Here is a 22,546-nt window from a genome sequence, read left to right on the forward strand (position 1 = left end):
CTTCCCCCGCGGCTTGAAGGTATCCATACCCACTTAACGTTAACTCCCGACCCGTTGACCTCAATTCGGGAAAAGATAATGCTTCGTGATCATGTTTACGGTTTCCGAAAGAGCGAACCGGGGCGCGAGGGGGGAGATCAGGCTCGGGCCCGGCGCCTCGGTGGGATCACCGGGACCACCGGGATCGGGAGCTTGCACCTCTTGCCGCGTCCCTCCACGCGGAACGTCGCCGAGGTCTTCCCGTTACCGTACGGACCCTCGTACTCCACGAATAGGGTGTAATAACCGGGCTTCTCCGGCGCGCGGAACCGGAACTCCACCCATCCCTCGAAGCCGCTTCCCTCGGGTAACTTCACCTCGCCCAGCTCCATGACCGACCCGTGCTCGTCCCTCAGCTCGAACCTCAGGACGCCCTCTTCCGGTGCGTAGGACCACGGCTCCGGGTACGGCCGGACGAAGACGGTCACCGTGGAACCCGCGTCCACGCGCTCCGGTACCAGCAGGTCGAAGCTCACCTCCACCCGTTCCACGCCGATCACCGCGACCACGGGCACGTACGGGAACCCGAACCTCTGGGTGACCTGCGGCCACTCCTTCTCGATGACCTCCTCACGCTGGTGCTTCCACTTCTCGTAATCCTCCGCCGGTGAAACGTCGGCGAGCACGGCCACCCGAGCCTCCGGGAACACCAGCATCAGGTGGTCCGTGAGGCGAGCTTGACAGGTGTCCCAGCCCGGCGCGGCCGAGGATTTAGTGACGACGCCCTCCGGCCACGCGAAGAGCTCGACACCCACGTCCAACGTCTCGGAGCCGCTCCTGACGTAGAAGCTGTTGTCGTAGCCCGGCTGCGCCGGGATCGGCCATTCGATGACACCGTAGGAGTACTCCGATCGTAACGCATCGTCGTAGTGCTTCGGGTAGTACATCCGGAGGTTCGGTACCCGGTGCAGCGCCGGGATCCTGAGCTTCAGGACCAGTAGCGAGTAGGAGAACGGCTTCCCGGGGTCGTGCTCCGGCGTCACCTCGAAGTCGAGCTGGGTCCACTTCCAGGTCTCATCTAGGAACTCCCACGTGACCTCGGTCTGACCCTTGGGTTTCACCTTCACGCTCTCGAACCTCGACGGATCGCTCAGGACCTCCGACGGACTCCGGTCCGAGACCTTCGGGTAGAACCTGGCCTCGAGCACCTCCGTACCCTGCGGTAGGAGCACGTGCACCGTCACCGGCTTCCCGGGCTCCTTGGCCTTGATAACCGCCATGTACGTCGCGTCCACGTAGTCGAGGACCTTCACGGTATCACCGTGCTCCGTGGTCACCTCCTTCTCGTGGACGTCCTCGATGACGAGGTGGCTCTGCACGCCCACGTCCAGCAGCGCCTCCGGATCCGTCCACGAGTCACCGTGAACGGGTAACGGTAGAACCAAGACGACGATCGGGACGATCGCCGGCGAAAGGACACGTCTCACGTTCTCACCCCCGAAGTGGATCGTCGGAAGCTCCGACACTAAAGTTTTCGGTAACTCATCTCCGGGGTCGTGGGTCTTCCAGCGTGATGTGTACCCGGGAATCCGCGGGTGCCGCCGTGGGCACGGTCCCGTCCCCGGCGTGGTGCGCCGGCGCTCCCGCGTTCCTCCCGCGGGGGGCACGGGGGGTGGGGACTCCCCGGTACCCGCCCAGGACTCCCGGGACGCCCTCCGACGGTTCCCTGTCCGCAAGGTCTATCCTCGGCATCGTCACCGTCCCAGTTCTCCCGGCGCGGACCGGTGGGGGCGCAATCGCGGGTGGACGGGACGGGCGTACGTCGGTCCCTCGTGCGTGCGGTCGCGTTCTCGGTACTGACTACACACTCCGGCTCGTTCCTCACCCCGTAGAGTAGGGTCGAGAGACTCGCCCCGACACTGTGGGGGGAAGGGTCGAATGGTGGCCGGAGCCTCCGAGTGGCGGAAGACGTGCGAGGGAGTCCGGTCCCGCGATAGGAAGATCGGTCCTGTTACTCGCGATCCCGCTGCTCTTGATGGTGTCTCCCGTCTCGGGTGTCACTGTTTACGTTCCGGACGTCGTCGATGGTGCGTTCTCGTTGGAGAAGGAGGGGTTGGAGCACGCTACTCCGGTGGTCACGAGCGGGCCCGTCGAACGCTTCAACACGTTCGAGAACATGGTCGTCGATTACGAGTACGTATCGGTTTCCGATAATCACGACCTCGTCGTTTGCAGTAACCCGTTCGACGAGATCGACGTGAGGATCACCCCGGAGGGAATCCGCGTCGAGTACCAGACGTCTCGTGGGACCGTCCGACGCTCGCTGTCCTTCAACCCCGAGCACACGTACCTCGTACTCGGACTCCAGGGCCTCCGCACGATCCCCGTCGAACCCCAGCAGGGAGGCGGCGAGTTACCCGTACTCATCATCCACGATCACAGGGTCTACGAGCCCACCACGTACTTCCCATCCCCCATCCTCGGGCGCTACGCCCGGGACGTCACCCCACTCGCTCAGGCCGTCGAACTCATGGGAGGCTACGACCTCCTTGTCAGGCTAGAGGTCGATGGTAGCACCGTGGCCTTCGATCTCGTGAAATCCGACGGGTAGGGCGCCTACCGGGTCGTCTGCGATTTGAACACCGGGAAGGCATGGCGCGAGTCCCTACCACCCGAGGAAGCTCGGAAGCTCCTCGACCTGGCCCGGGAGGACCTGGCTAAGATCCCTCAGTTGAAGTCTGGCGAGCTCGAGGACGAGTCGGGACTCCGGCTGGTCGTTTACGACGTCACCGAGGATAAGGTCCTCCTATTGCTCGCACGCCCGTCCCTCGAGTTCATCCGGGGGCATAACCCGAGACTCGCGGAACTCCTGCACGTACTCGAGAGCACAGCGGATAGCCTCCTCGAATGGGATATCTTCCAGCTTTCCGCTCGGGCTCGGGAGGTGAAGGATCTCCTCGAGGGTGCTGGACTCGCTAGCACGGGAGCGATCCGGTACCTCCTACACCCGGAACTCGCCCTCGGGACCTTCCTCCTCACGAGCGGTTTCGGGTTCATCGCCTTCCTACCCTGGATCGAACTCCTGAAGCGCTTCCCGAGACTGGGGGAAGCGGAGTTCCGGTGGGAACCTTCGGCCCTCCTCGAGTACGCGAGGCGCCTAGCGTACGTGGGAGTGCTCTACGGTGCGGAGCTCGCTTACTGGACGTGTTGTGAGATCGCGGTTAAGGCCCTGCTGCGCGTCCTGGGACTCTGGGATTACACGGTGAACGGTAGGATCTTCGACCTCGCGGACTCCGACGTCTGGGCGCCGTTGCTCGAGGAGCCAACGAAGCGGCTCATGAGCGAGCTTTCCGGGTTGCCGCGACCGCTCGTCGGCGCCTGGTACGGGCTAATGGAAGCTGTGACTAAGCGGGAAATCGGGCCCGGTGGAGTGAACGTGAGGAACGCGGTGCTGAGGGTCGTCGGTCACGCCGTCTGCGCGACTTTACCACTCCCGCTCGGCGCGCTCCTGCACTCCCTGTGGGCTGACGAGTGCGACTTCGGCGACAGGTTCCTCGAGTACTGGCCGGGAGTACTCGCCCCCGTGCTCGCCGTACTCGGAGCACTGGCGGAGAACGCGCTAACGGGGGTGTGGTGACGGGCGCCCGCCCTCCCTCGAAGGATAGTTACGATTACCGTAACGATCTCGAGGGCAGAAAGGTGACCCGACACCAGGCGGGTCTCGGGAGCCTGTGCAGGACCGGGATCGCGAGTCCCCCACCCTCCAGGACCAGGTGACCGCCGACCCGGTCCGTGTGCCGGACCCTGAACCCGAGGAGCACGGCCTCCCTGGCCAACCTCTCGAGCGCGACCGGGCTCAGACCCTCGTACGCCAGCACCGCGCGGAGCACCAGCGCACCCTCGGGGGCATCCCAGCACCGCACCGTCCCCACCCGGTACGCCGCCCGCTCGTAGGAGAGGGACCGCAGGGAGTACCCGTGCGTGGGCGGCGGGTACCAGCGCCCGTCGTCCCCGCGGACCCAGCCCGCCGGGGTCCAGAGCCCCGAGACCTCCCGGGGGCCGTAATCGTACCGGAGGACGGCCCGCACGTGCGGGAGCCGGCCGTACCCGGAAACCCGGAGCGCCTCCCGGTTCAGCCCCTCCACCGTGTGCAGGAAGGGTCTCAGGAGGACCGCCCGCGAGGTCCAGTACGCGCGCTCCAGGTACGGGTTCTCGTCGAGGTGGGTCGCGTGGAACTCGGCCGGGTTCAGCAGGAACAGCGCCCAGGTGACGGCCAGGGCGAGCGGCGGCAGGATCGCGTCCCAGGTGTCGGACGGCAGCCCCGTGAGCGAGAGCCTGACCGAGCGCCACGAGCCGCCCTCCCGCCTCCACATGACCGGTACGCCCATCGTCGTGAACGCGTCCTCGAGGCAGTGGAGGAACCCTCCCAGGGGCACGAGCGCGGCGTTCGGGTGCCCGGTCGCCCAGAGGAGGTAGGCGAGCGCGCCCCACGGCCAGGGGCAGTGGAGGATCCCGCGGTGCCTGAGCCTCCGGGAGAGCGCCAGCCTGAGGTCCCGGCCCGTGAGGAGCTCGAGCGGGTAGAGGGCCGAGGAGACCAGGGAGTTCGGGTGGTCGAGGTCGGGTAGTATCGCCGAGAGGGACGCGGTGATCGCCCGTTCCACGCCCAGGAACGGGGCGGTCAGCAGGTAGGTGAGCAGGACGTGGGTCCGGGCCCTCATCGTCTCACCCCAGCTTGGAGACGGCGAGGCCGGCGAGTCCGAGGGCCGTGAGCGCCCAGAAGTCCACGCTCTCGTCCACGGTCGTCCGGAGGATCAGGAGCCCGATGCCCGCCACGGCGAGGGCCCGGAGCAGCCTGGACGGGTCCTCGACCAGCGTGACCGTGCGGCCGTCGTCGAACACGGCCTCCACCTCCGCGGAGTCCGTCCCCGCCAGCTCGTCCGTGAGGTCCTCGCACTCGACGGCCGGGAGGTAGCCCCGGTTGAGCACGAGCACGGGTACGCTCCCGGCGAGTCGCTCGAGCGCACGGCGGGCGTGGTGGTTCAGCTGGAAGTGGTTGGAGGCCTGGAAGACGAGCGGCGCGTCCACCTCCTCCAGGTACCGGTCCACCAGCACCCTGTAGGGCGAGGTGGAGGAGCGTCCGAGCGCGTCCCGGAGCGCGTCGCTGAGCAGGTCGTACTCGGGCACGCCCTCGACCCGGGCGCTCGCCACGTACGCGCCCGGGGGTAGCTCCCTCACGATCTCCTCGATCTCGCGGGGTAGGGGCCAAGGTGTCAAGTGGAACGCCTCCCGATCTCATCACTACGGTCCGAAAATCCGCGGGGTGGGCGCCGGAGGGACTCACCTCCGACGCCTCCGGGGGACGATCACCGGGACCGGCGGCACGACGTGCGATCCGGTTCCGCGGCCGTCGGTTCCCGTCCCGATCCCGGTGGACTCGTCGGCGGGACGTTCACCGCGGTACTCGGAGGCGTGATGGTCCAGCACCTCCTCCAGGTACTGGCGGTCCGCGTCCAGGTCGTCGGCGACGTCGTCGGGCTCGCATCGACCGGGCACGCACTGCACGGCCGACAGCAGCAGTAACGGGAGGAGTAGCGCGTGGGGGAGCGATCAGGCCACCCCCGGGTTGTCGACGACTTTCGAGAGTACGTCGAGTACTCGGGCGTTGGAGGTCACGCGTACCACCTTCTCCCCGTTCACCGGACCCGCGTCGAGGATCGCGTACGCTCGCCCACTCGGTAGAGTACCCCGTTCGAGTACCGTACCACCGCTCACGTCGACGTTAGCCTCGCCCGTCGAGTCGAGCACCAGCCCGAGGAGTACCCTACCCGCCCGACCCTTGAGCCGCACGTCGGTCGCGAGACCGCCGGGGATGCTCTCGCTCGCCCAGCGGACCCAGAGTCGGCTCGAACCGTTCGAGCCCGAGCGGAGGGAGAGCTTGACCCGATCCCTCACCTCGAACACCATCCTCGCGGGCTGCTTCAAGTACACGCTCACGAGCTCCGGCTCGCCCTGGAGCTCGACCGAGACTACACCCTGGTACTCACCCTCCCCCTCGAGACTCTTGGGTACTAGACGATCACCCTCGCGAGCGAGGTAGCGCACGAGGTAGTCTACACCGGGCGCGGGCACCCAGAAGGAGACTTTCTTCCCGTCGAGACCGTAGTTCGCGGGCCTGAGCACGCTCACGGTCAGGCTCACGGGCACGGGCGGGTCCGAGAGCAACAACCTCCGGGTCACGGTAACCTTCCCGGGTGAACGGTCCGCGGTCACGTCGAGGTGCAGGGTGAGCGAGTCCCCGGGTCCGAGCCTGGTGTAGGGGTACCGGAAGCCTCCCGCGTCCGTCCATACGAGGTCCGCGCGCACGAAGCGAGAATCCCGGACCGAGAACGGTTCCAGCTCGAGCTTCTCACCCTCGAGTACCACGCTCACGTCCTGGTCTAGGGTGCGATCGCCGAAGTCCAGGTGCGTCCAGTTCGAGTAGGTTAACCGAACCATGACCGGGTGCTCGGCCTCGTTCGACACGATGACGGTCACATGGTAAGTGCTCCCCTCCCGGGTAACGCGCCTCTCCACGCGCACGGGGGTTAGTACCTGGGAGAGTTCGGGCGCGTACTCGCTCACGTCGACCACGCTCACGCGCAGGGGCCCACCCGCGTACCGATCGCGGAGTTCCACCCGAGAACCCGCGATCGAACCACTCACGCTCACGATCGCGAGCTTACCCCTCGGCGGCGAGTAGTACGCTTGAGCGAGCCATTCTCCGCTCGAAGAGGGCGTGAACCGGACGACCACCTTCCCCGCGCCCAGGGTCGGGTCCGCGGGCACGTCCGCGGCCTGGGCCGGGGTCGTCAGTAGCAGCAATCCCAAGAGGGTCGGGATCAACGTCGCTCACCCGGACGGGCGGGTATCGCTACGGTGGATCAACGCGGCGATCCCCGGGGTTTACATCCGGGAAATTAGGACGGGAAACCGTAGTCGCGTTTCGGAAACCGATGCGTCGGAACGGGGAGTCGGCCTCGGTCCGTGACGCACCCCACGTCTTCTGGGGACGATACCGTGCACGAGGAAGGAGCGGGAAGACCGCCCGACGGCGTGTTACGGCGTTGAATCCGGGCCGGCCACTACCTTCGAGGGCAGTGCCGGTCTAGCCGGTCGGGTCCGGATTCCGTCGGTCGAACTCCGCCGGTCTCTAGGTGCCCGTGAGCCCCCGCCGCAGGGCCCGGCGGACCGTTTCCAACAGTCTATAGGGAAGTCGAATCGGCAGTAACAGAACGACGATCGTACGGTCCACTATCGCGAGCAGCAGCTCCTCCAGGTAGATGATCTCGTGGAGGTAGGAGAGGATCCCCCATAAGATCCGCTTGATCAGGCGCAGCAACCTCCCCCGGGGACGTTCGACACGCGATCGGTCTTAACTCTTCTCACGGTTGCGGCGGTGCGTCCGCCGTCACTCCCGACCGTTCGCCCCGGAGGTCGTGGACGATCCGCTCGGGGTTCCGTTCCTGGAGAGGAGTAGCCTCAGTCGCGCACGGTAGAATTCCGGAGAAACCGACTGAAAGGGGCACCCTCACCCTCCGGTTCAGGCCCGTACCTCCCGGGTGTCGGTTCCGGATATTATGAAACCGTCATCATACAAACAAACACGAATCAGTTTCGAGTTATGGTCGGAGTCCCCGTGCGGGGACGTGGTGGGGGCGGGACGCGGGTCACCTCAAGCCCGGAACCACTCCCTCGAGAACGAGTTCCAGGCCCGGATCTCGCCGGGGCGTATCTCCTCGAGCGCGGGCACCTTCCCGCCCGAGAGGAGGGCCGTGCCGGCACCGAGCACGCACCAGTCCCTCCCCAGCACGTCCAGCTCGCGCGAGACGATCGTGTCCTCCGGGACCATGTCCTCGAGCTCCTCCCGGGCCTCGCCGACGTCCTCCCGGTACACGCCCTCGACGTCGCAGGACCCGAACACCCGTCGGACCGAGCGCACGACCGGCTCGGGGTCCGTGCTCGTGAGCAGTACCACGCCGACGTCACCGGCGATCGACTCGAGGGCGACGCTGGCCGGGGTCAGCTCGAGACCCAGCAGCCTGTCGATCCGTCCCTCGAGCGATTGGAGTACGACCTCGAGGAGTGACCAGGCCTCGGGCGGTACCGTACCGTAGGCCTCCAGGTGCGGTCCTACGGGGTCCGTGAGTAGGACTCGGACCAGGAACATCCGAACCACCCGGGTGGGGAGGGCGTCCCCGGTACTCGAGCCCTACCATTCACGTTTGCGATGCCGGGAACACCGACTCCGGTGCCGTCGTTACGGGTCCATGACCGCGGGCGGGCGCCGTCCGGGGTCGACGACGCCGGTGGATCGATGTGGGAAACGTATCAGTTTCCTTATCCTACGGAACGTCCGCCGGATCGGCCTTTCCCGGAGTAAAGCGACGTTCGCGGCCTCTCCACCGGCCGATCGTTCCCGAAATCTCTTAATATAATGAGCTCGCTGTTCTAGTGCGGAATGATGCGGGTCGGGCCGGTGGGTTGTTCTCGGCGTTCTCAGAATCGTTACGAAAATACTAACGATAGGCGGGCCGATGCGAGGGCGTATCCCGGGACGAGATCCGGAGCGTGGGGGTGTTTCGGGGGACGTCTCGTTCCCGTGCCCCGGGTACTCGCGGCTCGGACCGTCCGACCAAGGGGGATCGTCGGCGGGCCGGGGCGCGATAGGAGCCGCGTGGACGGGGCGCTCGGACTGGGTGACGTTCTCAGGTCGGCGCTCCCAACGGCGTCCAGAGCGCGACGGCGGTGAGCACCTGCACCAGCCTGTGTACCGAGCCCGGAACGACCGCGGGAGGGGACGTCAGGATCCGGGTGTTCCGCAGACCGTAGAGCAGGGCGGCGAGCGGCTGCGGTAGCGAGCTCCAGAGCAGGGAGAAGACGGATCCGCCGATCGCCGGTAGGAGGATCGTGACCGGGAACGCGAGCCAGTAACCGACGTCGAGCCACCGGCCCCGGTCCTTCCAGAGCGTGTCCAGTAGGGCGTAGGTGAAGGCGGCGATCACCGGCGAACCGACGAGCTCGGCGACCCGGTGCATCGCGACCGTGTCCACCACGGGGGCCACCGCGCAGTAGAGGGCGCGCTCCGAGAGCTCCTTCACGTCCTCGTCCACGTCCCACTCCGGGACCCGGAGGCCCACCACCGGTAGGACGGGTATCACCGCCGATCGGACGACGGGCGGCATCAGGAGCCTCCCGAGGAGCTCCTCGAGCAGGCCGACCGGAACGTAGTAGGCGACGGCCGCGAGGAACCGGCCGAGCGGATCCCGGATCCACGGTTCGACCCGGGGTTCCAACGCGTCGTACAGCCGGCGTTCGAGCGTCGTCAGCGCGAGGTCGAGGGGGAGCGCGCACACCGCCGTGAGCAGGTCCGGGACGATCGCGAGCCACGGTTCCCGGAGGACGGCACACAACGTCCCCGCCGTCGGGTCGCTCGGGTCCGGTAGGAGCTCGACGTTCGGGAACCTCCGCTTCCACTCGAACCACCAGGAGAGGAGCCGGGACATCGACGTGTTCACGGGGTCGGTGGCTATGTCGATGCCCTCGTCGATGAACCGCCTGAGCGGGTGATCCTCCGGCAGCTCGAAGGTGACGAGGACCGGGCGTGTACCCTCTAGCGAGTGCATGACCACCCCTCCGACTCTCCCGCTCAGCCGCTCCACCCGCTCGGCCCGCTCCTCGATCTCCTTGATCGCCCGGGGGTCGCTCACCACCCGACCCCAGAACTCCGGCCGCTCCGCGCTGAAGTCGATCCTCACGGTGAGCTCCACGACGTCCTCGTCCCGGATCAGGTAGTAGCGCAGCGTGCATCCCCGCCCGGAGAGCTCGAACGTCGCGTCCGCCCAACGCGTCCGGCCGACGAGGGTCGAGACCCACTCCGGGGCCAGGTACGCGCGGACCGAGTCGCCCTCGAGGACGTACACGACCGGCCCGAGGTCCGTGACCGGCGCGACAAGGTACGTGCGGCCCGCGTGGTACACGAGGTAGCTGCTGAGGTACTTACCGACGGAGATCACGGCCGGGTCGGGGAGCTTCGGTTGGATCGCGTCCCACGGGGACAGCCGGGATGACGGGCCGACCACGAACGAGCCGTCCTCGGGCCGGTACGTGCAGGTGTACGACCGCCCGGACGGGTTCACGTACACCGTCACGTGCGCCCCACCGGTGAGCTCCTGGAGCGCCCGCTCGCGGCACTCGTGCAGCAGCTGGTAGTCGCCGAGTGCGCCCCCGGTCACCGTCGTCGCCGAGGCGGGAGCCACCGCGAGCGGTAGCGCGAGGAGGACTAGCGCCGCGAGACGCCGGAGCCTCCGGCGTCCCGGTCGGACGGGTGCGAAGGGCGGGAGCGGCGTCCAGACGGAGTTCCCTCCGCTCCGCCGCCACCAGGGTTCGGGCAGGCGGACGTTGGGGTGCTCGCGCAGCACCTCCCGGAGCTCCGCCTCGTCCGCGTTACGCCAGGCCAGTACCGCCCGGTCGACCGCCTCGATGATCGGGTCCTCCCAGGGGGGCTGGAAGCGTGCGAACAGGGGTAGTGCGCCGGAGGGCGTCTTGAGCACGCCCACCTGAACGGTCGGACTGTACGTCGACGCGAACTGAGCCAGACGGTACAGGAGCCGGGGATCCCGGCTCACGGTCCTGGAGACGAGGATGCGTCCCTCGCGCGGCAGGAACGTGATCGTGTACACGATGACGCGGTTCGGTGGTGACGACGGGTTGAGACTCTTCGGCACCGGCCGGCCCAGGACCCGGAAGACCACTCGATCCGGGTAGACGGCGTACTCCACGACCTCCCGCAGCATGTCCTCCATATCCAACGTTTCCCTGGCGACTTCGCGCTCTCCCTTCCGGATGACCGCCTCGTAGGGCGGCATCTGGCCCTCCCGCAGGATCCGGAGCTCGCAGACGGTGTCGTCGAGCAGCGCCGCGACCAGGTCCGGCCAGGCGTCCACGACCGCGGGCCCGCGCACGTCCAGCGACGTCGACTCCCGGAACCCGTCCGCGGCCGTCGACACCTCCACGCGTCCGGGTCCGACACTCACCTCGGAGGTCCCGCAGACCACGAACACGTCCCGGTCCGGGAGGTAGAGGACGTCGGGTGCCGACATGTTCTCCGCGTCCACGAGCACGGGCGGGCCGTCCGGGGAGTACGCGTCCACCCACCGCTGGAACACCTCGGAGCGCACGTACTTCCAGCCGAACCACCAGTCGTCGGACGAGCTCCCCTGGAGGATGGGCTGACCTGCGACCGGGCCCACCGTCAGCAGGATCAGCGGGATCGTCACCGCCCACCTGGCCACCACCCGGCCGCCCCCGATCTGCGTTCCGTAAAACTAAGTAAAACTAAACAAAATGGATTTCGGGCCCGGTGGGGCGCCGGTGCGGGGGAAGGGGATGGTAGCGACGGTCCCCCGTCCCGGTCGCCCTCGCGCTGGTCCAGCCCTGTCTGGGAGAGCCGAACGACTGGCTAGCGGGTTTGGAGGCGTCGGTCGGCCTGCAGACGCCCCCTAACGTCACGTTCCGCTGTGCCTGGAAGGGCGGGTGCGACTCCCCCGGGAGGAGGTCCTCACCCGCGTACTGGACGCCAACGCCGTCGATCTGTACGACGTCGAGATGTTGTTCGACGCCTCGTACCCCGGGGGTAAGGTACGTGCCTATTCTGTGCTTGAGCTGCATCCGCCCCGAGAGGGTGCGCTGCTCCATCCCCAGCTGCGACCTCGACGTCACGTTCTGGGACCCGGGGAGGTCCGACCCCGGGAAGCCCTGATCTGGGGATGGGCCGGGAACGAGCCCGTGGTCCGGCTCCTGAGGCCCGCGGTCCGCGTGATCGAGCGGGACGGCCGACGCTCGATCGAGTGCGCGGTGACCGGTTCCGCGTGGGTCGGTGAGCGCGAGGCGAGGGTGGCCCTCCGGGCCGAGGTAGACCCCGCCCACCCCGCTGCAGGCGATCCTCGGGGCTCACGGCGTCCTCTTGGACCCGACATCCTTCCCCACGATCCGTCACGCGACCCGGGACCCTCCGCGTCCGCATCCTGGTGTGCTCCCACGACGGTCGCAAGCTGGGGTCGTACGAGTGATCCGCGAGGGCCCCGCGGTGGTCCACCCGTTCGGATCGAGGTACCTCGACGTGACGGTCGACGGCGGGGCTCGGGCGCGGCCGACCTGCTCGTCCACAGGTGGTACGTGACCCCGGCGTCGCCCGACTGGACGCTCGAACCGGCGACGGACCTCACGTGGATCGCCACGCTCGACGACCGGTTCGGGAGGTGGACGCCGATCCTGGAGCTACGTCTGACCGCCGACCCGATCCTCCCAGTTCACCCGCGGCTAGTTCCCGACGGACTGATCGACGTGCCCCTGGGCGTGTCGTCGGCCTCATGACCGTCTCGCTCACCCGGGCCCTCGGGATGCCGTCGGACGTCCTCCACCGGCCGGTGTTCGTCCCGAGGCTACCACCGGAGTACGCGCTCGTCGGACTGGCGGCCTACCTCACGGCCCTCGCCACCCGCCACTACCTCGGACCGTTGGACTACCTGGCCTTCAGCGCCCTCGTCCCCGCGGAGGGCTTCTTCGTGGGGTGCCGCTCGCCCTCTGGGGGCTCCGTCTGATCGCCGCGGACACGGGGCTACCGCTCCCCCTCGTCGGCGCCCTCGCCTGGCTCCTCCAGTGGGCCTTCGACGAGAACGAGCTGACGACGTTCAACGTCCCGCCCAACTACTGAGTCCTACCGCGACTCGTCCTCTCGAGACCGCCGACCTGGTACCTGGAACGCGCGCTCGAGGACCCCGACACGTTGCTGAGGTACGCGCTCACGGCGCGGTCGTCGTCAGCCTACCGCTGCCCCTGGCCCAGATCGAGTGGATCCTGGCCCTGTTCGGGCCGAGGTACGACATCTTCGGCGCGCTCGACACCCTGCTCCGGGTGCTGAGGACCCTACTCGCGGTCCCGTCGAACGCGTCCGTCGTCCTGTCCGCGCTGCTCCCGACGCTCCCGTACCTCCTCCCGGTCCCGCCGTGGCTCGAGCGCGACGTCGACGGGTTCCACCTCGATCCGCTCCTCCGACAGACCGTGGTCCCCGGTCAGCCTCCCCAGAGTCGCCCTCAGGAAGCGGGTGCTCGGGTAGTACCTGCCCCTCATGATCGGGGACCCCAGGGGATCCCCGGGCGGCGGGTGAGGTCCACGGGCACTTATCCGTGTCGGCGTTTCCTACGTCCCGTTTGATGTTTCCGTCTAGGGGTCGAGCCCAGCCCGCGGGCGATTGGGGCCCGTTCGTAAGAGTACAACGTGTGAGGCGCGAGAAGTTGACGTTTCATTGTCTATGCGAGCTAGCATCGAGAGGCCCCGTGGGCGGGAACAGGATTCTGGAAAATACACAGTCGCCTTGAAGGAACGTGTTTCATTACCCGTGTTATTACGGGTTAATTGCGAGACTTAGGCGTTGCACAAAACGTCTGGGACGAGTACCTCGCGCCTGGCGCAGTCGGGTTTCATTACTCATATTATTTACCCATATTATTACGGGTTAATTGCGAGTTATAGGGCAGGAGCACCAGCGGGATCACCGATGGCTCGGTACGTCATTGAGTTTCATTACCCATATTATTGCGGGTTAATTGCGAGAACGTGTGTTGGAAGAGCATCTGGGACAACATAGAGGCAGACTTAAGGTGCAGGATTAGTTTCATTACCCATATTATTGCGGGTTAATTGCGAGTTTTGCGGAGTAATCCCATGTTGGTTGTCGGTGACCGTAGAGTGCGGGATAGAGTTTCATTACCCATATTATTGCGGGTTAATTGCGAGCCCGCGGACAAGGCTTCGGTCTTGTGGAGGGTCTATTGGAGCAGTAGTTTCATTACCCATATTATTGCGGGTTAATTGCGAGGGGTTGCAGTTACACGGCGTATATCATGGCGTTCCCAGTGGAGTGGTCAGTGTTTCATTACCCATATTATTGCGGGTTAATTGCGAGACTCGGTGGACACAGAGCTCGCCGCCGCGCTATCGGCACTATGGGAATCAGTCGTTTCATTACCCATATTATTGCGGGTTAATTGCGAGGTGTCCGGTTTGCGACTCTTAGGGGGATAACGACTTTCACTTCCGCGTCCTGTTTCATTACCCATATTATTGCGGGTTAATTGCGAGCCGGCGCGTTAGGCCTCAGCAACGTGGAGAAAGCGATACTTTATGACGATGTCCTTAAGGAGCGTTTCATTACCCATATTATTGCGGGTTAATTGCGAGAAGTATCACAGCCAGGGCACGGACGAGACAGCGTACTGAGAGGGGCCAGAGTAGCAACAAGTTTCATTACCCATATTATTGCGGGTTAATTGCGAGGGCGGGCGGTTTTCCCGGAGGATCACCCTTTACACTCCGAAACCACCGAAGAGATTCCCCACCCCTCACCCGCCAGAGCCAGTGTACTGGTCCTATTTAAAGATTACCCCGATTCCTCTGAACACTTAATCATACTAAAATCCAATACTAATTCGTTTCCATTCAGTCGAAAGCTTAATATACAACATTGGTAATACCGAAGATCATAGTTTCTTCTGATGAGTAATTAATAAGTTAACTTGATGAAGTAATAATTACATAGTGCCTGTAGACAGCTTTGATACCACATGGGAATCATAATTCTTTGCTAACGGTTAGGATCGTTATCTCTTCGAAGCGAAGTAAAGTGCAGAATTTGCACTATTAAAGTGCATTAGTTGGGCTGCAGCTAAAGTCTAGGCGATATCAGTAAGTATGAGTGAGTAGAGTAATACTCAATACTAAAGCGCCCCAGAACCACCGTCTCCTACGGAGAAAAACCCGCCTTTCCATCACGTTGATTAGCCCTGTAAAAAATTAGTACGACTTAATATTGCATAAACACGTTATTAGTCATACCAACCGGGCCGACTCCGACGTGAGAGGACTTACCGCCGATGACTCCGGATCCTACCGTTCGGCCCAGTCCCGTGGGACTGGTAACCGTGGAGCCGGACGGTTCCCCCGGGTCGGGCCCGCTCTCGGCTCTATCCTCAGGTTCCTGAGGTTCCGAGGTGACGTTCTAGGGCCTCAGGACGTCTCCAAATCGCCGCCGGTCGGCCGTTCGAGTTACCACCGTCGTGTGGGTCCGGATGCCGGGAGTTCCGGTGGGGGACGCGGCCTCGGAGGGTGACCCCCTCGCCGGGGTGATCCTCGCGCCCCGTGGCTCGATGGTCCTCCCGAGCTCAGATTGTATGGCCAATCGAAGAAGGTGGGTCCTCCGCCCCGGATGGCAAGGCTTATATCCTGAGGTACCGCTCTACCCCTGACTCCATACAATTTGGAGGCACATCGGGGGATCACGTGCCGGGGTTGGTCGGATCGCGTATCCCGATACCCTCGGACCCCGTGGAACGGATCCGGGCCCTCCGAGTCCTGAGGGAGGTCTACCGCCGGGGGAAGAAGCCGAGCCTGGAGGTGACCTACCGGACCGTCAACGGGAGCACGTGCGGTCCCTATTACGTCGCGAGGTGGAGGTGTGACTCGCGGTTCAAACACGGTAGGACCCTCTACTTGGGTAAGCCGGAAAACGAAAGCGTTTCCTTCGTCGAGTGGTTGGTTTCCCTTGATCGGAACGAGGTTTTGAAACTCGCGCGGCACTTGATGCGCAATCTCCGCTCGGTACTCAAGACCCTCCTGACCGAGATCTCGAATCTACCATACAAACGGGCGCGACGAGTACTCGCCCGCGGGCTCGCACTGACATTCGACGCCAGACCCTCGAACTCACCGCGAATCCGGGACGTGTTAGAGGAACTCCCCGACCGGTTGGAATCCTTCCTGATCAGGACCCTGGGAGGCTGGCCGGCGCATTACTCGAGTCACTTGAATAAGATCATCCGTTCTAGAAGGAAGTCCCTCGACGGGAAACACGAGATCCCCGACGTACTCCTAGAGCTCGAACGCTGGAAACTCGAGTACTGACACGCACCGCCACGGGATCGCCACCGACCGGACGCGGCGTACGGGGGCCGGGGGTCCGTCCGTTGGACGTGCGCTCGCTCTACGGGCTCGCGTTGGACGTCACCACGCTCGCCGTGCTCGAGCTCGTGAAGCGTTATCCGGCCTCGGGTGAGAAGCTCCCCGAGGATAGGAACTCGGTGGAGCTGGTGCTGTGGGAAGTCAAGGACCTGTTCAGGCGGTTCGAGCTCGGGAGGTTGGTGGACGAGGAGGAGTTCCTGGAGGCCTGCTTCGAGGTGCTCAGGCTACCCGGCGTGCCCGTGAGGGTCGGGGGAGCGTGCGAGGAGGCCGGTCTCGAGACCCTGCGGAACGTGTTCACGGACCCAGACGCCTCTGTACTTTTCATCACCTCGCGCGGGCTGGACGTATTCGAGGACGTGATGGACGGGCTCGGGATGGACCCGAAGGACGTCCGGGCGGAGTGTCGGAGGCTCCTCGTACGGGACGACGGTGCGGTCGGTGAGGACGCGATCGAGTCCTGGGTCGAGGCCGGGTTCGAGGTCCGGGTGATCACCGACGGGGAGAGTCACCTGAAGGTCTGGTTACACGGACAACGTGATGGCGATCACGGGCGCGAACATGACCAACGTCAGTCTTGAGAGGCTGAGGGAGTGCCGGGAGTTCGTAGCGCCCGTCGTGATGGACGTCAAGGCGCCGGTGGCCCTGCTCGAGTACGAGCCGCTGGGGTTCGCGGCGATGGTCGGCGCGAACGCGCACGCGGTCGTACTCCGCGAGTTCCTCACGGAGCCCGATCGGGTGTACGGTGGTTACCTACCCGAGTGCGAGGGTCTGAGGCACCTGTACCGGGAGTTGAGAGCGGGGTTGGAGTGGTACCTGCGCGAGGGTTGTCCGGAAATGCTCTGGTGGGTGGAACCCGAGCCTCGGACGCCCGACCTCTGAACACATCGAGCCCGTGGTCGAACGTCCTCCGGCCGCTCGGGGAATGCACACGGGCCGGGAGTCCGTGGGGTCGTATCCCCGTCCCGAGGACTACCCGTGGACGCGCCGTGGACCAGGATACTAAACGTACCTGTTTCTCTTCACTTAGTTCTGGTTTCTTGATCTGTCACCGACACCGGGGCGACGGTTCGACGATGAGTCCGGTGACCCTCTCGCACGGTCGTCCGGTACCCCGACGCTCCCGGGATCCCCGCGGGCGATACCTCCACGGGTCCGCGGCCGCGGTCGTCACCCCATCGGGGACCTCACGGCGAGCCCCGCACCCTGGGGCAGCGCGGATCGGGCATGAGCCGGCCCGCGACGTTCCAGGCGTAGGCGTTGCACCCGCCCTGGCACTCCTCGAACCTCGGACAGTCCCGGCACGGTCCCTCGGGTTCGAGCCCCCTCATGCCTTCGAACTCGTCGAGGTCCGCCAGCGTGTACGTCTTCCAGTGCTGACACGGCGTCAGCTCGCCGTCCGCCCGGACGTGGAGGTTGTACTCCCCGTGCCGACACGAGCTGAAGGGCACCTCCTCCTGGTAGGGCATCCCGGCGAGACAGGCCCGCCTCAACCCGCGGACCAGCCCGGGCAGCTCGTCGTGCGGGTAGTCGTCCAGGGGATCGTCGGGTCCCGGGGGTACGTACGCGATGACGAAGTGCGCCGCGGCGCCCAGCTCGACCGCAACCTCGTTGACCCTCCTGAGCTCGCCGTAGGTGTCCCGACAGGCCACGGTGTTGGCGTACACCTCGTCCGGCTCGAGCCGGGCCACCTCCTCCCAGGTCCTCAGGGCGCCCTCCAGCCCGTACCCCCGGTGCGGCTCGAGGGCCACGTAGACGTGGTCGACGTCGGCCAGGGCGGGGTGGACCTCCGTGGCCACGTTGACGCCCACGCCGGCGTCGTACCTCCGGCACAGTTCGACGAGTTCCCCGAACCTGGGGTGTAGGCAGGGCTCGCCGCCCGTCAGGATCACGAAGTCCAGGTCGTACCGGTCCGCGACCTCGGCCAGGATCCGCTCGAGGACCTCCGGGTCCAGGTGCCCGGCGCGCCGCGTCCCCCGGAGGTTGCAGTGCGGGCAGTCGTGGGGGCACTCGGTGGTCACGTCCACGGTCACGTGGAAGGACAAGGACGGCGGCCCCGGGTCGGACCGCGGGACGGGGACGAAAGCGTTTCCCGGTCCCGAACCGAGACGGTCACGGGTACCCTCACCGGAGGGATCGAGGAGGGGGCGTAGTCCGGTACCGCCTCACCGCCTTCTCACCGTCAGCGGCACCGGTAATAACGGTAGTACCCAGACCGGGAGCCCCGATTCTTCACCGCCGCCCCTCTCCGGGAACAGGAACTCGACGTTCGAGTGCTCGCTCATCACCCGCCGAAGCTCCTCCTCGCTAGCACCCTGCCCGTACATCCGGACGACCTTGTCGATGAACCGGACCAACGGGTCGTCCCTCGGCGCGCCGAACTTCACGTACAGGGGTTCGACCCCCGAGCCCGTGCGCAGGACGGCCCCTTCGGGGTACTCCACCAGCTCCCCGGAGAGTTTCTCGATCAGCGCCGCGTCCGTGATCTCCTCCCTGTCCACGAGGATCCTACCGTCCTTCAGGTCGAAGGTCACGATGATGGCCAACGGCTTGCCCCCCTCACCGAACCCCAGGACCCTCATGACCACCCGGTCCGAGTATACCTCGTACTCAACGTCCGACACCGAGAGGCCACCCAAATCCTCCCTGTCGATCACCCGGTCACCCTCCTTCAGGACCGCGATGTAATACGGTGGGCCACCCACGACCAGTTTCTCCTCCACCCCGCAGACGTAGTCGCCGACGAGGACGGTCACACTATCGAACCCCGAATTCGCGACCACCGCGGGATCACGCACGCTCTTCGAGACCTGGATCGACTCCCTACCCGCCTCGGTCACCGTGGCCAGCTGAACCTCCACCCGAACGCTACCCGGTCCGACGGTCACCGTGGCCGGCCCGTCGGTACCCACGAACAGGTCCCTGTCCGGTAGGTAGACCAACCGATGGTGCCAATCACTGTAATCCACGATCACGCGCGGGTCGTCCTTCCACTTGGGTAGTACCTCGGACTCGAGGTACTCCTTCAGGAACGCCTTGTCCTCGGACAGACTCCCCCGGATCAGCAGTTCTCCTGAGGCTGGGGCTAGTGCTAGGACTAGTCCTAGGACGAGGTAGGGGAGCAAGCCGGCACCCCTCTCAGGTCGGTAGTGGGATTAGACTGGCCAGTTGTACCGCGAGCGTGACGACCTGGGCTAATATGCTCAGGAAGGTCCCCAGGGTCCCGAGGAGGGTCGGCTGTAGTACCGAGAGACCCGCGAGCGCGAGCCCCACGACCGCTCCAAGGGTCGCGAGGTTCAGCCGGAACCTTCCAACCCGCTCGACAGTACGAGCCTTCTCAAGCTTCCTCTCGTGAGACTTCAACCTCACCCACGCGGAATTCACCATCTTAGCCACATTATACGCAGTCTCCCTAAGACTAGCAGACAACCCGATAACACCCGCCTCCGAGGTTAAAATACCCTTAATCTTACCCTCAAATTCACCCTTATCCATCCTACCATTCAAGAAATCATTACAAGCGTTGATAGCCTCGTCCAACATCCTGTTCAGATCGTTTAAGTCTCTCAGGGCGTAGTACAAGCTGAATCGTGCCATTAGTATACCATTATCGCCATCCAACACGTCAACTACCAACTCCTTATCATCCTTATACTTATTAAGAGTATTCAGGATGTCTTGTACTGTGTTGATGGACCATTCGTACACTGGTACTGACTCGTCCAAATACCTCTTCGACAATTCTACATTACCCTTAATACTCGATAAATCAGCCCCCTTCTTCTCACAATCAGACATTAGTTTAAGCAATTTATCACACTTACCAGACGCTTGCACCACCCCATCTTTAACCTTACCCGCAACCTGCAAACAATCACTAACCAACCCCACTTGCGACGCACCAACAGGGATATTAGACACCAGTAGAACCCCTATAAGAAGCCACATTAACCTCAACCCACCACACCCCCGTCGCGTTTCGCTCTTTGTTCATATCTTCATCATTACAGGTATTCCGAACGTACTCTCAAGCATGAGAGAAAGGATGGTGTAATAAGACATGCTGAGCATAGTACGTATGTCTCCGGTAAGCAGGTCCCGGAAGATCTGAATCACGAGGAGGTGTACCTTTTCGGGCTCGGGGAACCACGACGCGTTGAGGTGATAGTGAACCTCCATGGCTATGGGTAGGGGTAGGACCGTGAGCAGGGCGTGTACGAATACGTAGTTCAACGCGATGTAACGTAGCAGCGAGACGACGTCCTTCCTCCCCCACAACGTCCGGCTCTTCCACAGGCCTTCCAAGAGACCGTACGCCAGACCGGAGACTACTCCCGGCACTCCCAACTCGATCGCCACCAGCCGTTTGAACGGCTCCTCCACGAGCGGGGCCAGGGTGGTCCTCGAGTACCAACGGTCCAGTACGGCACCGAAGGCTCTCTCGGCCGCCCACTCCCACGCCGCCGCGATTACCGGGGCTACGAACAATCCGAACGGTCCGAGCGGTCTGAGTCGCTCTATCGCCGTCTTGAAGATCACCACGGACACCAGCGGGAACAACAGGTCTCGGAACGCTGTCACCGGCAGGATTACCGCCGCATCGTTGTACATCCATCCGGCCGGGTGTCGGCACCTGATCTCGACGCTCAGACCGTTGATCGTCACGTACAGTCCGGCTACGGGACCCAACAACGCGGGAATGAACGCGAGGGGACTGTCGGTGATCTCACGCATGGTGTTGAGGATCTTCAGTGCCGTCGCGAGACGTGAGCCCCGGAGGGGGTCCGGGCACGCCGAACTCGACCCATACGACCTCGGTCCCGTCCGGTGTCCTGACCAGCACGGCGTCCTGAACCTCAGAGACGCGTTTCAACCGGGACCTCAGCTCTCTCAGCGTCGTCTCATCTATCGCACTCTCGCTGAACGTCGCGCTCTTACCGTTGAAGTTCAACGAAACGGTGACCGCGATCCGACGTTCTAAGTCGTAAAACCTGACTTCCGCAACGCCTCTGCGGGCGTCAAACCGGTACTCGTAGTAGTCAGCCGAAGGCGCGCGGAAGAAGTTCGAAGCACTTCTCCAATACTTTTCGTACCGAATCTCCGCCTCGGGAACTACTCTCCCGTCCAGCCTCGCGAAGATCACTCCGATCGGACTCACGAACGCCGCCGTACCGTCGCGCAGGAGCGTCACCGGGGCCGGGGCGCCGAGCCGCAGGAGGACGTTTTCCAGGCAACCGGAGACCACGGCGGGGGTTCGGAGGCCGACGTGGAACTCGCCGAACGACGTTTGGACCCTCAGCTCGTTCCTCTCGAGGAACGTTTGAGGGCGGTTATCGGTGAGGAGGTCAGCACTCGGGATCAAGGTGAGATAGTGAATGGGAAGGTCGTCGGCGACGAGGCGACATCGGTCCAGGTCGTGGGACTTCAGACAGGAGAGCGCTTCGAGGTAGTCGGCCACCGTATTACCTTCAATAACGTCGTCAAGCGCGAATGCTGGACTGAGCGGAATGAGAAACATAATGAGAAACATGAGGAGGGTAAAAATGGGCGATGGGCCTGCGTTCAGGCGCTGATACCCCCTCTTCTTGCCGCTAGCATCAGTATATCATTAGTGCGGCGACAACCACGATCGGTGCTACCGGTATCCACTCCCTCTCGATGTCGTCTATCGTGGTAGCGTTGTCGTCACAATAGTATCCTGAGTGCGCCTCGACGTCGTCGTCGGTAATGACGCGAGGCGCTAGATAGAGTTGCATGTAGCTGTTGCCCGCGTCGCCGGTGGGATCCACGTGCACCCACCTGAAGTCTTGGTTATAGAACGCAACCCAAGCATGTCCTTCGCCCGCCAATAGCCCACCTACGACTTTCGCCGGTATCATCGCCGCCCTCATCAGAGCTACTGCCAGGACAGCGTGCCCAGCACAGTTCCACCCACGCCAGTATTCCTTCAACACCTGCAACGGTGTGAACTCTGTCCAATCCATGTCGCCCGGCGTGCTGTAGTCCCTCGCGGGGATCTTACTAGCCACCCAGTAGGCGATTCTCACCGCGGCCTTGAACAGTTGGGATTCGAGCGTACCCCCGTTCATTGCCTGTACAGCGTTTGCGAAATCCCTCTCGCTGACTTTACCCCACGTCACTTCACCCCAGTAGGGAACATCTTTCGTGGAACAGTCGAGAGTATTTGGCGACTCGGCCACCTGAACTACCTTCAGCGGTGTTGGATCCTCCTTACGCTCCGGAGCTACGTAGACGATGTACTTGACGGCTTTGACCCAGTTGCTCAGCGGCCAGGTGGGTCCGTTCGACGAGTGGAGCCAATCCACGACCTCACTGTTCCTCGTCACGTACTTCTTGATGTAATCTTCTTGATGTAATCAGGTTGGTTGGCGACCCAACCGGCCCATGGGGGTAGGTCGCCACAAGCCGCTCCCGTGATCGCCACTACCAGCGCGGTCGTGAGGAGGACGGTCACCCTCAACGAGTCCATGCGACCGCCCCGGTACCCCGGTGACCT

23 protein-coding genes and 1 CRISPR repeat array are annotated in these 22,546 nt (G+C 64.1%); of the genes, 7 read left to right on the forward strand and 16 right to left on the reverse strand.

Annotated elements, in window-relative coordinates:
• Positions 1–137: 137 nt before the first annotated feature.
• Complete coding sequence (locus tag MK_RS07125) at positions 138–1,466, reverse strand: hypothetical protein (RefSeq protein ID WP_011019699.1); 1,329 nt, start codon at positions 1,464–1,466, stop codon at positions 138–140.
• A gap of 545 nt (positions 1,467–2,011) precedes the next feature.
• Here MK_RS07125 and MK_RS07130 point away from each other — a divergent pair.
• Positions 2,012–2,590, forward strand: coding sequence for a hypothetical protein (locus tag MK_RS07130; protein WP_158295975.1), 579 nt, complete (start codon positions 2,012–2,014; stop codon positions 2,588–2,590).
• 24 nt (positions 2,591–2,614) lie between these two features.
• On the forward strand, positions 2,615–3,616 hold the full coding sequence (locus tag MK_RS07135; RefSeq protein WP_011019701.1) for a hypothetical protein: 1,002 nt from the start codon (positions 2,615–2,617) through the stop codon (positions 3,614–3,616).
• A 34-nt stretch (positions 3,617–3,650) separates the two neighbouring features.
• Here the strand turns inward: MK_RS07135 and MK_RS07140 are convergent, their stop codons facing one another.
• The 7 genes from MK_RS07140 to MK_RS07170 form a co-directional block, all read right to left on the reverse strand.
• On the reverse strand, positions 3,651–4,697 hold the full coding sequence (locus MK_RS07140; protein WP_011019702.1) for a metal-dependent hydrolase: 1,047 nt from the start codon (positions 4,695–4,697) through the stop codon (positions 3,651–3,653).
• 4 nt (positions 4,698–4,701) lie between these two features.
• Positions 4,702–5,253 (reverse strand): hypothetical protein, encoded by a 552-nt coding sequence (locus MK_RS07145; protein WP_011019703.1) that lies wholly within the window; start codon positions 5,251–5,253, stop codon positions 4,702–4,704.
• A 63-nt stretch (positions 5,254–5,316) separates the two neighbouring features.
• On the reverse strand, positions 5,317–5,532 hold the full coding sequence (locus MK_RS07150; RefSeq protein ID WP_148679784.1) for a hypothetical protein: 216 nt from the start codon (positions 5,530–5,532) through the stop codon (positions 5,317–5,319).
• 54 nt (positions 5,533–5,586) lie between these two features.
• The gene (locus MK_RS07155; RefSeq protein WP_011019704.1) at positions 5,587–6,861 is read right to left on the reverse strand and encodes a hypothetical protein; all 1,275 of its coding nucleotides are present in this window, start codon (positions 6,859–6,861) and stop codon (positions 5,587–5,589) included.
• Positions 6,862–7,168: 307 nt separating this feature from the next.
• A complete protein-coding gene (locus MK_RS07160; RefSeq protein WP_011019705.1) occupies positions 7,169–7,357 on the reverse strand; it encodes a hypothetical protein in 189 nt (62 codons plus the stop codon).
• A 333-nt stretch (positions 7,358–7,690) separates the two neighbouring features.
• Positions 7,691–8,185, reverse strand: coding sequence for a hypothetical protein (locus tag MK_RS07165; RefSeq protein ID WP_011019706.1), 495 nt, complete (start codon positions 8,183–8,185; stop codon positions 7,691–7,693).
• A 538-nt stretch (positions 8,186–8,723) separates the two neighbouring features.
• Positions 8,724–11,312 (reverse strand): hypothetical protein, encoded by a 2,589-nt coding sequence (locus MK_RS07170; RefSeq protein ID WP_011019707.1) that lies wholly within the window; start codon positions 11,310–11,312, stop codon positions 8,724–8,726.
• Between the two features lie 238 nt (positions 11,313–11,550).
• Between MK_RS07170 and MK_RS07175 the strand changes: the two genes are divergently transcribed.
• The gene (locus tag MK_RS07175) at positions 11,551–12,390 is read left to right on the forward strand and encodes a hypothetical protein (protein WP_011019708.1); all 840 of its coding nucleotides are present in this window, start codon (positions 11,551–11,553) and stop codon (positions 12,388–12,390) included.
• Entirely contained in the window at positions 12,387–12,617 is a 231-nt protein-coding gene (locus MK_RS07180) for a hypothetical protein (RefSeq protein WP_011019709.1), read from the forward strand. Before MK_RS07175 ends, MK_RS07180 begins: the two co-directional genes overlap by 4 nt.
• Positions 12,618–12,942: 325 nt before the next feature.
• Here MK_RS07180 and MK_RS07185 read toward each other — a convergent pair whose 3' ends face one another.
• Positions 12,943–13,146: a hypothetical protein gene (locus tag MK_RS07185; protein WP_148679785.1), complete on the reverse strand. Its 204-nt coding sequence runs from the start codon at positions 13,144–13,146 to the stop codon at positions 12,943–12,945.
• 447 nt (positions 13,147–13,593) lie between these two features.
• Positions 13,594–14,352: a CRISPR direct-repeat array (repeat unit 36 nt; unit sequence GTTTCATTACCCATATTATTGCGGGTTAATTGCGAG).
• Positions 14,353–15,363: 1,011 nt separating this feature from the next.
• Between MK_RS07185 and MK_RS07190 the strand changes: the two genes are divergently transcribed.
• The 3 genes from MK_RS07190 (at position 15,364) to MK_RS09330 (ending at position 16,911) form a co-directional block, all read left to right on the forward strand.
• Positions 15,364–15,975, forward strand: coding sequence for a DUF1678 family protein (locus MK_RS07190; RefSeq protein WP_011019711.1), 612 nt, complete (start codon positions 15,364–15,366; stop codon positions 15,973–15,975).
• Between the two features lie 62 nt (positions 15,976–16,037).
• Complete coding sequence (locus MK_RS07195) at positions 16,038–16,610, forward strand: hypothetical protein (RefSeq protein WP_226988630.1); 573 nt, start codon at positions 16,038–16,040, stop codon at positions 16,608–16,610.
• Complete coding sequence (locus tag MK_RS09330; protein ID WP_226988631.1) at positions 16,591–16,911, forward strand: hypothetical protein; 321 nt, start codon at positions 16,591–16,593, stop codon at positions 16,909–16,911. The genes MK_RS07195 and MK_RS09330 overlap by 20 nt, the downstream gene beginning before the upstream one ends.
• Positions 16,912–17,216: 305 nt before the next feature.
• On the opposite strand, the gene MK_RS07200 is transcribed toward MK_RS09330, so the two are convergent.
• The 7 genes from MK_RS07200 to MK_RS09155 form a co-directional block, all read right to left on the reverse strand.
• The gene (locus tag MK_RS07200; protein ID WP_011019713.1) at positions 17,217–18,074 is read right to left on the reverse strand and encodes a radical SAM protein; all 858 of its coding nucleotides are present in this window, start codon (positions 18,072–18,074) and stop codon (positions 17,217–17,219) included.
• Positions 18,075–18,194: 120 nt separating this feature from the next.
• On the reverse strand, positions 18,195–19,154 hold the full coding sequence (locus tag MK_RS07205; RefSeq protein ID WP_011019714.1) for a hypothetical protein: 960 nt from the start codon (positions 19,152–19,154) through the stop codon (positions 18,195–18,197).
• Between the two features lie 13 nt (positions 19,155–19,167).
• Positions 19,168–19,986, reverse strand: a complete 819-nt coding sequence (locus MK_RS07210; RefSeq protein WP_148679786.1) for a hypothetical protein — start codon at positions 19,984–19,986, stop codon at positions 19,168–19,170.
• 33 nt (positions 19,987–20,019) lie between these two features.
• Complete coding sequence (locus MK_RS07215; RefSeq protein WP_011019716.1) at positions 20,020–20,763, reverse strand: hypothetical protein; 744 nt, start codon at positions 20,761–20,763, stop codon at positions 20,020–20,022.
• Entirely contained in the window at positions 20,756–21,487 is a 732-nt protein-coding gene (locus tag MK_RS07220; RefSeq protein ID WP_011019717.1) for a hypothetical protein, read from the reverse strand. Before MK_RS07220 ends, MK_RS07215 begins: the two co-directional genes overlap by 8 nt.
• Before the next feature lie 139 nt (positions 21,488–21,626).
• Positions 21,627–22,376 (reverse strand): transglutaminase-like domain-containing protein, encoded by a 750-nt coding sequence (locus MK_RS07225; RefSeq protein ID WP_011019718.1) that lies wholly within the window; start codon positions 22,374–22,376, stop codon positions 21,627–21,629.
• Entirely contained in the window at positions 22,373–22,519 is a 147-nt protein-coding gene (locus tag MK_RS09155; protein ID WP_158295976.1) for a hypothetical protein, read from the reverse strand. The genes MK_RS07225 and MK_RS09155 overlap by 4 nt, the downstream gene beginning before the upstream one ends.
• Positions 22,520–22,546: the final 27 nt, after the last annotated feature.

The organism is Methanopyrus kandleri AV19, from assembly GCF_000007185.1.
In the GTDB taxonomy this organism is placed as follows: Archaea; JAADCQ01; Methanopyri; order Methanopyrales; family Methanopyraceae; genus Methanopyrus; species Methanopyrus kandleri.

What these genes read in the sequence shown, in the direction of transcription:
- MK_RS09155 (WP_158295976.1), bottom strand. Translation starts at nt 22,519, where the DNA reads ATGGACTCGTTGAGGGTGACCGTCCTCCTCACGACCGCGCTGGTAGTG.
- MK_RS07215 (WP_011019716.1), bottom strand. Translation starts at nt 20,763, where the DNA reads ATGCGTGAGATCACCGACAGTCCCCTCGCGTTCATTCCCGCGTTGTTG.
- MK_RS07185 (WP_148679785.1), bottom strand. Translation starts at nt 13,146, where the DNA reads ATGAGGGGCAGGTACTACCCGAGCACCCGCTTCCTGAGGGCGACTCTG.
- MK_RS07140 (WP_011019702.1), bottom strand. Translation starts at nt 4,697, where the DNA reads ATGAGGGCCCGGACCCACGTCCTGCTCACCTACCTGCTGACCGCCCCG.
- MK_RS07180 (WP_011019709.1), top strand. Translation starts at nt 12,387, where the DNA reads ATGACCGTCTCGCTCACCCGGGCCCTCGGGATGCCGTCGGACGTCCTC.
- MK_RS07165 (WP_011019706.1), bottom strand. Translation starts at nt 8,185, where the DNA reads ATGTTCCTGGTCCGAGTCCTACTCACGGACCCCGTAGGACCGCACCTG.
- MK_RS09330 (WP_226988631.1), top strand. Translation starts at nt 16,591, where the DNA reads ATGACCAACGTCAGTCTTGAGAGGCTGAGGGAGTGCCGGGAGTTCGTA.